Origin of the sequence: Pseudomonas sp. TNT2022 ID1044, from assembly GCF_028656895.1 — a bacterium.
Lineage (GTDB): Bacteria > Pseudomonadota > Gammaproteobacteria > Pseudomonadales > Pseudomonadaceae > Aquipseudomonas > Aquipseudomonas reinekei.
In genome coordinates, this window is record NZ_JAMDHB010000008.1 from 12,017 (window position 1) to 25,599 (window position 13,583).

The following is a 13,583-nucleotide window of genomic DNA, read 5'->3' on the forward strand; positions in this document are numbered from 1 at the left end:
CACCGCCCCCCGGCTGAAAAAAGTGTCATACCCGCCTAACTGTCGGCGCTTTCGCCCTGTTGCGAACAGAGTACCCGGCGGTAGAGCGCCACCTGCAAATCTTCGAACTTCACCGGTTTGCTCAGGTAATCGATCAACGCACCGGTCGGACAGCGCTCGCGATCCACACCCTGGGCAATCACGAACACCGGCAATTGCGAGCAACCCGGCAACGCGCGAATCTGGCAGCACACGGATACGCCGTCCATTGGCTGCAGCTCGTAATCGAGCAACACGGCGTCAACCGTTTCACGCTGCAGGAAATCCAGCGCAGCGCTGGCGCTGTCAGCAGTGCGCACGCGAAACCCGAGCTTGAGCAACATGCCGCGCATCACCAGTTGATTGACCTTGTTGTCATCGACCAGCAACACCGCGCAGTCCTGTGGCAGTCGCAGACGCGAAAGATCCTGGGGCATGAAAGACGATGAAGGACGCTCCAGCGCCGGCACTTCAAACTCGACGTCGAGCTGGAAGCGACTGCCGCGCCCCGGCTCCGAGCGGTGAGTCAGGCGACCGCCGAGCAGTTCGACCAGTTGGCGACAAATCGCCAGGCCGACCCCCAGACCTCCGTATTCACGGGTCATCGAGCCGTCGAGCTGGAAGAAGCGCTGGTACATCGTCGCCTCCCCCAGATCGGTGAAGCCGATACCGGTGTCGATCACCGCAAACGACAACGCCAGCCGATCGGGCGTGAGTGTTTTTCCGGACACCCGCAATGCCAGCCCGCCGACCCGGGTGAACTTGATCGCGTTATCCAGCAGGCATTCCAGGCATTGCGCCAGCTTGGCGCTGTCACCGTGCAAACGATCCGGCACACCGGGCGCCACATCGACCTTGAAGTCCAGCGACTTGCTCGTCGCATTGCCGTCGAACTGCACGCGCAACGCCTCGACCACACCGCGCAAGCTGAACGTCGACGGCGATGCCTTGAGCTTGCCGGCCTGCAACTCGGTCAGGGTGAGGATGCCGTTGACCATGCGCATCATCTCCCGCGCCGATCCGGAAGCGGTTTGCTGATATTGCTCAAGCTCCGGGTCCATCTCGACGGTTTGCATCAGCTCCAGAGAACCAATCACGCCATTCATCGGCGTGCGCAGCTCGTGGGTCAAGGTCGCGAGGAATTCGTCCTTGAGCTTGTTGCTGTGGGCCAGTTGCTGATTGAGCACTTCAAGCTTTTGCCCTGCATCGAACAGGGTTTGCGCCTGCTGTTCACGCATGGCGTTGATGCGGTCGGCCAGGGCCAGGGACAGTAGCGCCACTTCGATGGCCGAGCCGATCTGGCTGGAGTACATAGTCAGGAAGACGTTCGGCAGATACCCCAGCACCATCATCGTGTTGATGATGCCGCCAAGCAAAAATGCCGACCAGGCAATGATGAAGTACCGTGCAACCCGCAACCCGCGCAGCCAGGCAAATATCCCGGCGGCGAAGATCACCACGGTGAAGGTCAGCGCCAAGGCTGTCGCCAGGCGCAGGGCCAGGGCATAACTGGTCATCAGCGACAGCCCGACCACCAGCGCACTGAACGCCACCAGCGCCAGCAGCAAGCGGTCGAGCCAGCGGCTGTGGGTGGACGTCTGCAGGAAACTGCGGGCGAACTGACTGCCGAACAACCCGGCGCAACCAATGAAAAACGGCGTCGCGGCATTCGCCCACCAGGGACTGTCCGGCCAGAAATACTGCACGGCCGCGCCGTTCACCGACAGCTGATACAGGCCGAACGAAGCGATATAGAAGATGTAATAGAGGTAGCTGGTGTCACGCACGCTGAGGTAGATGAACAGGTTGTAAATCAACATGCCCAGCAATACACCGTAAATCAGCCCCAGCACATAGAGCCGCACGGGCTGCTCTTCGAGGTAGGCCGTGCTCGACCACAACGTGACCGGCGCCTGGATCGAGCCCTGGCTTTGCAGGCGCAGGTACACGGTTTGCGTCTGGCCGGGCGTGAAGTCCAGATTGAACAGGTAGTTGTTCTGGCGAATCTCGCGACTGGCAAACGGCAAGGCATCGCCCGTCTGCCGGACCCTCTGATAGTCGCCGGTGGCATCGGGCAAATAGAGATCAAGGTGGTCGAGCGGCGGATAGGCCAGTTCCAGCAGCCAGGTGCGTTGCGCCGCCGGCTGGGTCGGGCGGTATTGCAGGTCGATTTTCAGCCAGAACACCGAGCGCGAATAGCCAGCGTTGAGCGTGGCCTGGTCATGAGGCTGGAAGTTTCCGGCGGCCGCTTGCGCGCGCACCTGCGCAATGCTCGCCTGACCGTCTGCGTCTTCAAACACTTGCAGGAATCGGCCCAGGGGAAGGCTCTGTGTGAACTCATCGAATTCGACGGCGTTCGCCAAAAGGGGCAAACACAACAGCAACATCAGCAAATAGCGCATTTATGCCCCAGCGTGGCCTGTCCGGTTCTGTCAGGAAGCCCCCCATTCCTTTTGAGTAGACGTAAAACCGGTGTTTTCTGTTATTTGTTTGGATCCACTCTAGCATAGCCGTTGATGGCTATTGAGCACTACAGGAATTTTTCCTACAAGGGCTCTAGAACGGGCGTTCCAGCGAATGTTATTGAGATAGAACTGTTGACTTGATGAGATCTTCAAACGCATCGCGGACAGGAAGCACCTGTGGCGAGGGCGCGAGCTCCCTCGCCACAATGCATCGCCCGGACCGCTTGTCGCTACACCCGAAAAAACATGTTTGGTGGTAAGCTCGCGCACCATGAATATCTACAGCTCTCGCCCCGTTGTCCTCTGTCTCTCCGGCCACGACCCAAGTGGTGGCGCCGGCTTGCAGGCAGATATCGAAGCCCTGCTCGCTCAGGGTTGCCATGCGGCTCCGGCCGTCACCGCCCTGACCGTGCAAGACACGGTCAATGTCACTGACTTCCGCGTCCTCGACCGTGAGTGGGTGTTGGCCCAGGCCAATGCCGTGCTCAACGACTCCGAAGTGGCGGCCGTCAAACTGGGCATGCTCGGTTCCCTGGAAATGGTCGACACCGTGGTCGAACTGCTTTCGGCAAACCCGCACCTGCCAGTGGTCTGCGACCCGGTGCTGCGCGCCGGCGGCGGCGGACGACTGGGCAAGGATGAGGTCGGCTACGCCATGCGCGAACGCCTGCTGCCGCTGTCGATCATCGCCACCCCTAACCTTCCCGAAGCCCGCATCCTCGCCGAACTGCCTGAAGGCACCGCGGACGAATGCGCTGAAAAACTGCTGCCGTTCGTCAAACACCTGCTGATCACCGGCGGTCATGGCGACGAGACTGAAATCCACAACCGCCTCTACACTCGCGACGGTCTGCGCGAAACCTTTATTTGCCAGCGCCTGCCGGGCAGCTATCACGGCTCCGGTTGCACCCTGGCCAGCGCGCTTGCCGGTCGTCTGGCACAGGGCGAAAACCTCGCCAGTGCCGTACAGACCGCGCTTAACTACACGTGGCGCACCCTGCGCGATGCCGAGCAGTTGGGCAAAGGTCAGTTCGTACCGCGTCGCTTGCCGCTGGATTTCTGTTCGTAACTTTCAATTAGTGATGCGGTGAGGCTTGCCTGATGAAACTACGTGGCCTGTACGCCATTACCGACAGCCAGCTACTGGCCGGTAGATTTCTTTCGTACGTGGAGGCGGCGCTGGAAGGCGGCGTCACCCTGCTGCAGTACCGCGACAAGAGCAGCGACGAGGCCCGTCGCTTGCGCGAGGCCGAGGCCTTGCGCAACCTGTGCGATCGCTACAAAACCCAGCTGATCATCAATGACGATGCCGAACTCGCCGCGCGCCTGAACGTCGGCGTGCACCTGGGCCAGACCGATGGCCCGCTGTCGCCGACCCGCGCACTGCTCGGTTCCAAAGCGATCATCGGCTCGACCTGTCACGCGCAAATCGAACTGGCTGAGCAAGCCACAAAAGAAGGCGCCAGTTACGTCGCTTTCGGCCGCTTCTTCAATTCCAACACCAAACCCGGCGCACCGACCTGCAGCCTCGATCTGCTCGACCAGGCCCGCAAGCAACTGCACCTGCCGATCTGCGCGATCGGCGGCATCACCCTTGATAACGCCGCGCCGCTGGTGGCCCACGGGGTCGATCTGCTGGCGGTGGTGCATGGCCTGTTCGGCGCCGAGAGCACGGCAGAAGTGACCCGCCGCGCCCGCGCCTTCAACGAATTACTGAAAATCTGATTTGAGAGCCCGATCATGTCTCGTTCCGAAACCCTGTTTGCCAATGCCCAGAAACACATTCCCGGTGGCGTGAACTCGCCGGTTCGCGCGTTCAAGAGCGTCGGCGGCACGCCGCTGTTCTTCAAACACGCCGAAGGCGCCTACGTCACCGACGAGGACGACAAGCGTTATGTGGATTACGTCGGCTCCTGGGGCCCGATGATCCTCGGCCACAGCCACCCGGACGTGCTGGACGCAGTGCGCAAGCAGCTGGCGCACGGTTTGTCCTACGGCGCGCCGACCGAGATGGAAACCCAGATGGCGGATCTGGTCTGCTCCCTCGTGCCGTCGATGGAAATGGTGCGCATGGTCAGCTCCGGCACCGAAGCGACCATGAGTGCGATCCGCCTGGCCCGTGGTTTTACCGGTCGCGACAGCATCATCAAGTTTGAAGGCTGCTACCACGGTCACTCCGACAGCCTGCTGGTCAAGGCCGGTTCCGGCGCCCTGACCCAGGGCGTACCGAGTTCGGCCGGTGTGCCGGCGGCGTTCGCCAAACACACCCTGACCCTGCCGTTCAACGACATCGACGCCGTTGCAGCGATGCTCGCCGAAGTCGGCGAGGACGTGGCTTGCATCATCGTCGAGCCCGTGGCCGGCAACATGAACTGCGTGCCTCCGGCTCCGGGCTTCCTCGAAGGCCTGCGTACCCTGTGCGACAAGCACGGCGTGGTGCTGATTTTCGACGAAGTGATGACCGGTTTCCGCGTTGCCCTCGGTGGCGCCCAGGCGTACTACGGCGTGACGCCGGACCTGACCACCTTCGGCAAGATCATCGGTGGCGGCATGCCGGTAGGTTGCTTCGGCGGCAAGCGCGAGATCATGTCGCGCATTGCTCCGCTGGGCCCGGTCTACCAGGCTGGCACGCTCTCGGGTAACCCGTTGGCGATGGCTGCTGGCCTGACCACCCTGCGCTTGATCAGCCGCCCTGGCTTCCACGCCGAGCTGACCGACTACACCACGCGCCTGCTCGATGGCCTGCAAGTCCGCGCCGATGCGGCGGGCATTCCGTTCGTGACCACCCAGGCCGGTGGCATGTTCGGCCTGTACTTCAGCGGTGCCGACGATATCGTGACCTTCGAAGACGTGATGGCCAGCGACGCCACCCTGTTCGGTCGCTTCTTCCATCTGATGCTCGAAGGTGGCGTGTACCTGGCACCGAGCGCCTTCGAAGCCGGCTTCACCTCGATCGCCCACGGCGAAGCCGAACTGAAGCTGACCCTGGATGCCGCCGAGCGCGCATTTGCTGCACTGAAGTAACGCTGTTGCACTGACGCCGGCCAACGCCGGCGTCAGCTTTTCCCTGCACTCCTGCCCTTTTTCCTGTTCATCTGCTAATAATCCTCCGCAAAGTGGGCGATATATTTCCCGCGCAGCAGAAAAACGAGTAAAGACTTTGTAAGGTTGGCCCTGCTTATTTCATAATGCGCGCTTATTGGATCCCCTCGATGGGTCCGCGCGCCCTTCAGAGGTAAGTCGATTCCCATGAACCGCACCGGCCGCGCCCTTTCACTGGGCTGCCTGTTGCTCCTTCAGCCCCTGCTCGCGCTCGCACAAGCAGGCGGTAACTCGTTGTTAATCCCAGCGATGGGTCGCTGCACCCTCAATACCCAGCCGCAAGACCTGGCACAGGCACTCGCTGCCTGCCAAAAGGCGTCGGATGAAGGGGATGCACAAGCGCAATACGAGTTGGGTGAGTTCTATTACGACGGCAAGAACGCGCCCCGCGACCTCAATCAAGCCCTGAGCTATTTCGAGAAAGCCTCACTGCAAGGACACGCCCAGGCGCAATTCAAACTCGGCAGCATGTTCTTCCATGGCGAAGGTGTCCCGGCCAATAACGTTCAGGCGTATATCCTGCTGAAAATGGCGGCGGTCAACGGCGCTGAAGAGGCATTGGATACTGCGGACGAAGTCACCGAAAAGATGCCCCGCGAAGAACTGGAAGTCGCTACCCAGGTGCTTGGGCAAATTTTCCGTAAATATCTGATGGAACTGCAAAGCGCCGACGGGCGTACGCCGTTCGCGCCTCTTCCCTGAATTGAATACGCCCCCTGTGGCGAGGGAGCTTGCTCCCGCTCGGCTGCGCAGCAGTCGTCGAATCAACCGATATGATCTACCGGCAAGAACGCGTAAGCTGATCTCAGGGCCGCTTCGCGCCCCAGCGGGAGCAAGCTCCCTCGCCACAGAAGCGCTCTAGCGTTTTACTTCTCAGGCATAGGCATCGGAAACGGCATGACATTGCCGACCGCGCCGCGGGCTTCGCTGATTTTCGGTGTTCCCAGGCGCTCGACCTCATCGATGCGCACGATCGAATGCATCGGCACAAAACTGCGCACCACACCTTCGAACTGAGCCTTGAGCTTCTCTTCGCTCGGATCGACGACCACTTGCGTGCGCTCGCCAAAGACGAACTCTTCCACTTCCAGAAAGCCCCACAGATCACTTTGATAGATCTGCTTGGCGTACATTTCGAACACCTGGCCCTGGTTGAGGAAAATCACCTTGTAGATTGGAGCTTCACGTTTGGTCATGGTGGGCGAGCAACACATCGGGGGATAAAAATGAGGGCGCGAACTATAGCATAGCCATCGGACGCGTAGCGGTAGGAACCTGGGTTCATGTTCCCTATAATGCGCGGTTCTTTGAATCACGTGATGACTCTATTCCATGGCCAAGAAGCTTTACATCGAAACCCACGGTTGCCAGATGAACGAGTACGACAGCTCGCGCATGGTGGATCTGCTGGGTGAACACCAGGCCCTGGAAGTCACCGCTCGCGCTGAAGATGCAGACGTGATCCTGCTCAACACCTGCTCGATCCGTGAACGTGCCCAGGACCGGGTTTATTCGCAGCTGGGCCGCTGGCGCGAACTGAAACTGGCCAACCCGGACATGGTCATTGCCGTCGGCGGTTGCGTGGCCAGCCAGGAAGGCGCGGCGATCCGCGATCGCGCACCCTATGTCGATGTGGTGTTCGGTCCGCAAACCTTGCACCGTCTGCCGGAAATGATCGACGCCGCGCGCAGCAGCAAACTGCCGCAAGTCGACGTCTCGTTCCCGGAAATCGAAAAATTCGACCACTTGCCAGAGCCGCGCATCGATGGGCCGAGCGCCTATGTGTCGGTCATGGAAGGCTGCAGCAAGTACTGCACGTTCTGCGTGGTGCCTTACACCCGCGGCGAAGAAGTCAGCCGGCCGTTCGACGACGTGATCGCCGAGATCATTCACCTGGCCGAAAACGGCGTGCGCGAAGTGACGCTGCTGGGGCAGAACGTTAACGGTTATCGCGGCAAGACCCACGACGGGCGCCTGGCCGATCTGGCCGAGCTGATCCGCGTGGTCGCCGCTGTCGACGGCATCGACCGCATCCGCTACACCACCTCGCATCCGCTGGAGTTCTCTGACAGCCTGATCCAGGCCCACGCCGACGTGCCGGAACTGGTCAAACACCTGCACTTGCCGGTGCAATCAGGCTCGGACCGCATCCTCGCCGCGATGAAGCGCAACCACACCGCGCTGGAATACAAATCCAAACTGCGCAAACTGCGCGCCGCTGTGCCGGGAATCTGCATCAGTTCGGACTTTATCGTCGGCTTCCCGGGCGAAACCGAGAAAGATTTCGAACAAACCATGAAGCTGATTCAGGACGTGGGCTTCGACTTTTCCTACTCGTTCGTCTACAGCCAGCGCCCGGGCACTCCCGCCGCGGACCTGGCCGACGACACCCCGGAAGAGCTGAAAAAAGAACGCCTGAACGCCCTGCAACATCGCCTGAACCAGCAGGGTTTCGAAATCAGCCGACAAATGGTCGGCTCGCTCCAGCGCATTCTGGTCACCGATTACTCGAAAAAAGACCCTGGCGAGCTGCAGGGACGGACCGAGAATAACCGGATCGTCAACTTCCGCTGCGACAATCCGACCCTGATCGGCCAGTTCGCCGACGTGCACATCGATGCCGCGCAGCCGCACTCGCTGCGGGGCTCGCTGATCCAATAACACCGATCCCTGTGGGAGCTGGCTTGCCAGCGACAGGGCCAGCAAGCCCGACAACGATGTCGCCAGTGACATCGCCATCGCTGGCAAGCCAGCTCCCACAGTGAAATGCATTGTTCTTGAGAACGGGTTGATCCATTTAAGAGCTTTCGCACCCGCGCCACTGGCGCTATCCTTGATTCATCACTATTGCCCCAGGGCGGCTAAATACGACCTTGAACGCACCCATCGAACCACATCGTTTCATCCTCGAGCCTTTTGAAGCTCGCCGCTTCGCCAATCTGTGCGGGCAATTCGACGAGCATCTGCGTCTTATCGAACAGCGCCTGACCATCGAGATCCGCAATCGCGGCAATCAGTTCGAGCTGATCGGCGAACCCAAACACACCACCTCCGCGGAAAACCTTCTGCGCCGCCTGTACCGGGAAACCAAGGGTACCGAGCTGTCGCCGGACATGGTTCACCTGTTCCTGCAGGAATCCGCTGTCGAAGAGCTGGATAACCACTCGCCCGCCGAAGCCTCCGTCGCCCTGCGCACCAAAAAAGGCATGATTCGCCCTCGCGGCTTGAATCAGCTGCGCTACGTGAAGGAAATCCTGGGTAACGACATCAACTTCGGCATCGGTCCGGCCGGTACCGGCAAGACCTATCTGGCCGTTGCCTGCGCGGTGGACGCGCTGGAGCGCGAGCAGATTCGCCGTATCCTGCTGGTGCGTCCGGCGGTTGAGGCGGGTGAAAAGCTCGGCTTCCTGCCTGGCGATCTGTCACAGAAGATCGACCCGTACCTGCGCCCGCTCTACGACGCACTGTATGAAATGCTCGGCTTCGAATACGTGGCCAAGCTGATCGAGCGCCAGGTGATCGAAGTTGCGCCACTCGCCTACATGCGCGGCCGGACACTGAACAACAGCTTCATCATCCTCGATGAAAGCCAGAACACCACCGTCGAACAGATGAAAATGTTCCTGACCCGGATCGGTTTCGGCTCGACGGCCGTCATCACTGGCGACATCACCCAGGTCGACCTGCCTCGCGGCACCAAGTCAGGTCTGCACCACGTGATTGAAGTGCTCAAGGACGTACCGGGCATCAGCTTCACTCACTTCCAGCCCAAGGACGTCGTGCGCCATCCACTGGTGCAGCGGATCGTCGAAGCCTATGAGCGCTTCGAAACCAAAGCGGCCGACGATGCAGCCGCCAAGGAAAGCCGCCGCGATGCTTGAGCTTGACCTGCAAATCGCCACCGAAGCCAGCGCCCCCAGCGAAGCCGAGTTCCGCCAATGGTGCGAACTGGCCTTGCGCCAGCGCACGGCGGATTCGGAAATGACCATTCGCCTGGTCGACGAAGCCGAAGGCCGCGAGCTGAACCGCACGTGGCGGCAAAAAGATTACCCAACGAACGTCCTGTCGTTCCCGGCGGACGTGCCGGACGAGTTTCTCGACATCCCGCTGCTGGGCGATCTGGTGATCTGCGTGGCCGTGGTTGAACGCGAAGCCGCTGAACAAGGCAAGGAACTCAAGGCCCATTGGGCCCATCTGGTGATTCACGGCTGCTTGCATCTATTGGGTTACGACCATATAGAGGATGAAGAAGCCGAAGAAATGGAAGCACTGGAACGAACGTTGCTTGCTGAACTGGGCTTTCCCGATCCGTACGCGGACGACGAAACCGACGCATTCCCTACCGAAACAACAAAGGATTCAGAGTAATCGCTATGAGCGAAGATCGATCGAGCAACGGGCAGAAGTCATGGCTGGGTAAGCTCACCCAGGCTTTTGCCCACGAGCCGAAAAACCGCCAGGAGCTGCTGGAGCTGCTGCGCGACGCACACCAGAACAAACTGCTGGACAGCGAAGCGCTGGCCATCGTCGAAGGCGCCATCCAGGTTGCGGACCTGCAAGTACGGGACATCATGGTCCCACGCTCGCAGATGATCAGCATCAAGGCGACCCAGACACCTCGCGAGTTCCTGCCGGCCGTGGTCGATTCGGCTCACTCCCGCTACCCGGTCATCGGCGAAAGCCACGATGACGTGATGGGCGTGTTGCTGGCCAAGGACTTGCTGCCGTTGATCCTCAAGGAGAACGGCGACAGCTTCAACATCAAGGACCTGTTGCGCCCGGCCACCTTCGTGCCGGAGTCCAAGCGCCTGAATGTGTTGCTGCGCGAGTTCCGCGCCAACCATAACCACATGGCCATCGTCATCGACGAGTACGGCGGTGTTGCCGGCCTGGTGACGATCGAAGACGTGCTGGAACAGATCGTCGGCGACATCGAAGACGAGCACGACGTCGAAGAAGACAGCTACATCAAGCCGCTGCCCAGCGGTGACTTCCTGATCAAGGCCCTGACGCCGATCGAGAACTTCAACGAGTTCTTCGACAGCGAATTCTCCGATGATGAATTCGACACCGTGGGCGGTCTGGTGATGAGCGCGTTCGGGCACCTGCCTAAACGCAACGAAATCACTGAAATCGGTGCCTATCGTTTCCGTATCCTGAATGCCGACAGCCGTCGGATTCACCTGCTGCGCCTGACGCCCATTGCTCGCTAAGGATTGAAATGCGCTGGACAACCCGCCCCGGCTGGCCCGGTAACCTGCTGGCCGTGGCGGCCGGTGCAATCACCACCCTGGCATTGGCGCCGTTCGATATCTGGCCGCTGGCATTGCTGGCGGTCGGGCTTTTCTACGCAGGTCTGCGCGAGCTGACGCCCCGCCAGGCCCTGGGCCGTGGCTGGTGCTTCGGCTTCGGCCTGTTTGGCGCAGGTACCAGCTGGATCTACTACAGCATTCACCACTTCGGTGGCGCATCGGTGCTGCTGGCCGGTTTCCTGATGCTGATCTTCACGGCGGCGATTGCCTGGTTCTTCGCCCTGCCCGCCTGGCTTTGGGCGCGCTGGCTAAGGCGAAACGAAGCCCCGCTGGCGGACGCCCTGGCATTTGCGGCGCTGTGGGTTGGCCAGGAGGCATTCCGCGGTTGGTTCCTGACCGGTTTCCCATGGCTTTATTCCGGCTACAGCCAGCTCGACGGCCCGCTGACCGGGCTCGCCCCCGTCGGCGGGATGTGGCTGATTTCCTTCTCCCTGGCCCTGACCGCCGCGCTGATCTACAACGGTGTGCGCCTGATCCGTGCCGGACGTAAAGGCTTCATCGTGATCGGCGCGTTGCTGCTGGTCGCCCCATGGATCGCCGGCATGGCCTTGAAGCACCACGCCTGGACCACCCCGGCCGGTGCGCCCCTGAGTGTCGCGGCGATTCAGGGCAACATCGAACAGAACATGAAGTGGGACCCGGCGCAGCTCAACGCACAGCTCGCGCTGTACCGCGACATGAGCATGAGCTCCAAGCGCGTCGACCTGCTGATCTGGCCGGAAACCGCGGTACCGGTGCTCAAGGAGTCCGCCCAGGGCTACCTGGACATGATGGGTAAATTCGCTGCGCAACGGGACTCAGCCCTGATTACCGGCGTCCCGATCCGCGAAGTCGTCCATCAGGAAAAGCGCTTTTTCAACGGTATTACCGTGGTCGGCGAAGGCGATGGCACTTATCTCAAGCAGAAACTGGTGCCGTTTGGCGAGTACGTGCCGCTGCAGGATGTACTGCGCGGGTTGATCGCGTTCTTTGATCTGCCGATGTCGGACTTTGCCCGCGGCCCGGCCGATCAGCCAATGCTGCAAGCCAAGGGTTACCAGATCGCGCCGTTCATCTGCTATGAAGTGGTGTACCCGGAATTCGCCGCGGGCCTGGCCGCCCAGAGCGAGTTGCTGCTGACGATCAGCAACGACACCTGGTTCGGCACCTCCATCGGTCCGCTGCAACATCTGCAGATGGCACAGATGCGCGCCCTGGAGGCCGGACGCTGGATGATCCGCGCCACCAACAACGGCGTCACCGGGCTGATCAATCCGTTTGGGCAGATCACCGAGCAGATCCCGCAGTTCGAACGCGGCATCCTGTACGGCGAAGTGGTGCCGATGCACAACCTGACGCCTTATCTGCAATGGCGCTCGTGGCCGTTGATCATTGTTTGCGTGTTGCTGTTTGGCTGGGCGCTGATCGCGAACCGGATGGCGAAGACGGTCTAAACCCTGTGGCGAGGGAGCTTGCTCCCTCGCCACAGGTTGTTGGCTATCGCTGCTATCGATAGAACAACGAATACCCCACCTGCCCCACCGCCTCATTCATCAACTGCCCGCTCTGCCAGATCGACTTGAACTCCGGCAACCAGCCTCCGAATGGCGGGGCGTCATCCGTGCCTAAAAAGCCCATCGGCGCCGGCACCACCTCAAACCCGGCCTTCTGGAAACTCCAGACCGCTCGCGGCATGTGCCAGGCGTGAGTCACAAGCACCACGCGCTTGACCCCTTCGGGCAACAACACCTCGGCGCTGAACTGCGCATTTTCCCAAGTCGTGCGGCTACGGCCTTCCTGCCAACGCACCGACACACCGAAATCATCACGCAACGAGTCAGCCATCATCTTGGCCTCGGTGGGCGGCGTACCGTAATGCAAGCCCCCACTGGTCAAAATCGGCAGGCCCGAGGCTTTGGCCAGGCGCGCCGCGTAGCGTTGACGTTCAAGGCCTACGCCGGTCGGCTGATCGGCGCCCCACGCGGAATCACCGCGCTCGCGCCCCGAACCCAGCACCACAATCGCATCAGCGTGTTGCGCCAGCGTCGCCCATTCGTCGAGCGCCAGCGGCGGCTCGCGCTCCAGGAATGCAGCGCTCCATTGCACGACAATCGGCAGGCTCATCAGCAAAAAGCCGCCAAAACCCAGGGCAAAACACACGGCAGCCAGCCTTGGCCTTGAGCGGCGCCACCACCAGGCAAGCGCCAGCAGCAGCAAAAGAATGCCGGGGGGCAAGAGAAGTTGTTTGACGAAATAACGAAAAGGCATCGAGCATCTCCTTAAAGATGCCCGAAGCCTAAGTGGGTTGATGCAGTGCGACAATAAATACAGAAGGACTATGCTTCAAAAAACCCTGGAGCATGGCTCGGTACCTTACTTGAACTGCAGAGACCGGACCTTTACCGCGTCTCTGCCGGGTACTTTGTCCTTGAGCCAGATAATCTTGGCTGAGCGTGGTGCGTCGAGTTGCTTTACTGCCTCGGACAAGCATCCGTGTGTCTCACGCTCGCTGCGATCCAGGTACGCCTTGACCAAAGCAAACTCAGCGGGGCTCAAGCCGCGCAATTCCAGCTCCAGTGGACGTTCATCACGCAACCGGCCTGCGGTTTTTGCCGCTTCCAGGGCCATTCCAAGACGATCGATCAGTCTTTCGTACAACTCCGGCTTTGTAACTTTTCGCTGTGACTCAACCATCCCTCACCTCATT

Annotated in this window: 13 protein-coding genes; 9 read left to right on the plus strand and 4 right to left on the minus strand. The window is 60.7% G+C overall.

Features of this window, described 5'->3' with window-relative positions; all coding sequences use genetic code 11:
* Positions 1 to 35: 35 nt before the first annotated feature.
* A complete protein-coding gene (locus tag M5G20_RS11920) occupies positions 36 to 2,420 on the minus strand; it encodes a hybrid sensor histidine kinase/response regulator (protein ID WP_273919277.1) in 2,385 nt (794 codons plus the stop codon).
* Between the two features lie 334 nt (positions 2,421 to 2,754).
* On the opposite strand from M5G20_RS11920, the gene M5G20_RS11925 reads away from it, so the two are divergent.
* The 4 genes from M5G20_RS11925 (at position 2,755) to M5G20_RS11940 (ending at position 6,287) form a co-directional block, all read left to right on the plus strand.
* The gene (locus tag M5G20_RS11925; RefSeq protein WP_212626479.1) at positions 2,755 to 3,552 is read left to right on the plus strand and encodes a hydroxymethylpyrimidine/phosphomethylpyrimidine kinase; all 798 of its coding nucleotides are present in this window, start codon (positions 2,755 to 2,757) and stop codon (positions 3,550 to 3,552) included.
* 32 nt (positions 3,553 to 3,584) lie between these two features.
* Positions 3,585 to 4,208 (plus strand): thiamine phosphate synthase, encoded by a 624-nt coding sequence (gene thiE, locus M5G20_RS11930; protein WP_075949081.1) that lies wholly within the window; start codon positions 3,585 to 3,587, stop codon positions 4,206 to 4,208.
* A gap of 15 nt (positions 4,209 to 4,223) precedes the next feature.
* On the plus strand, positions 4,224 to 5,507 hold the full coding sequence (hemL, locus tag M5G20_RS11935) for a glutamate-1-semialdehyde 2,1-aminomutase (protein ID WP_273919278.1): 1,284 nt from the start codon (positions 4,224 to 4,226) through the stop codon (positions 5,505 to 5,507).
* Positions 5,508 to 5,732: 225 nt separating this feature from the next.
* On the plus strand, positions 5,733 to 6,287 hold the full coding sequence (locus tag M5G20_RS11940) for a tetratricopeptide repeat protein (protein ID WP_273919279.1): 555 nt from the start codon (positions 5,733 to 5,735) through the stop codon (positions 6,285 to 6,287).
* Between the two features lie 164 nt (positions 6,288 to 6,451).
* On the opposite strand, the gene M5G20_RS11945 is transcribed toward M5G20_RS11940, so the two are convergent.
* Positions 6,452 to 6,781: a DUF1820 family protein gene (locus M5G20_RS11945; protein ID WP_003185742.1), complete on the minus strand. Its 330-nt coding sequence runs from the start codon at positions 6,779 to 6,781 to the stop codon at positions 6,452 to 6,454.
* A gap of 136 nt (positions 6,782 to 6,917) precedes the next feature.
* Here M5G20_RS11945 and miaB point away from each other — a divergent pair, with 136 nt between their 5' ends.
* From miaB to lnt, 5 genes are all read left to right on the plus strand, one after another.
* Entirely contained in the window at positions 6,918 to 8,246 is a 1,329-nt protein-coding gene (gene miaB, locus M5G20_RS11950) for a tRNA (N6-isopentenyl adenosine(37)-C2)-methylthiotransferase MiaB (RefSeq protein WP_273919280.1), read from the plus strand.
* 212 nt (positions 8,247 to 8,458) lie between these two features.
* A complete protein-coding gene (locus tag M5G20_RS11955; RefSeq protein ID WP_150701589.1) occupies positions 8,459 to 9,466 on the plus strand; it encodes a PhoH family protein in 1,008 nt (335 codons plus the stop codon).
* The gene (gene ybeY, locus M5G20_RS11960) at positions 9,459 to 9,953 is read left to right on the plus strand and encodes an rRNA maturation RNase YbeY (RefSeq protein WP_273919281.1); all 495 of its coding nucleotides are present in this window, start codon (positions 9,459 to 9,461) and stop codon (positions 9,951 to 9,953) included. Before M5G20_RS11955 ends, ybeY begins: the two co-directional genes overlap by 8 nt.
* 5 nt (positions 9,954 to 9,958) lie before the next feature.
* On the plus strand, positions 9,959 to 10,798 hold the full coding sequence (locus M5G20_RS11965; protein WP_007909641.1) for an HlyC/CorC family transporter: 840 nt from the start codon (positions 9,959 to 9,961) through the stop codon (positions 10,796 to 10,798).
* An 8-nt stretch (positions 10,799 to 10,806) separates the two neighbouring features.
* Positions 10,807 to 12,330: an apolipoprotein N-acyltransferase gene (gene lnt, locus M5G20_RS11970; RefSeq protein ID WP_273919282.1), complete on the plus strand. Its 1,524-nt coding sequence runs from the start codon at positions 10,807 to 10,809 to the stop codon at positions 12,328 to 12,330.
* 52 nt (positions 12,331 to 12,382) lie between these two features.
* Here the strand turns inward: lnt and M5G20_RS11975 are convergent, their stop codons facing one another.
* Both M5G20_RS11975 and M5G20_RS11980 read right to left on the minus strand, forming a co-directional pair.
* Positions 12,383 to 13,144 (minus strand): YdcF family protein, encoded by a 762-nt coding sequence (locus M5G20_RS11975; protein WP_273919283.1) that lies wholly within the window; start codon positions 13,142 to 13,144, stop codon positions 12,383 to 12,385.
* 105 nt (positions 13,145 to 13,249) lie between these two features.
* A complete protein-coding gene (locus M5G20_RS11980; RefSeq protein WP_273919284.1) occupies positions 13,250 to 13,570 on the minus strand; it encodes a hypothetical protein in 321 nt (106 codons plus the stop codon).
* Positions 13,571 to 13,583: the final 13 nt, after the last annotated feature.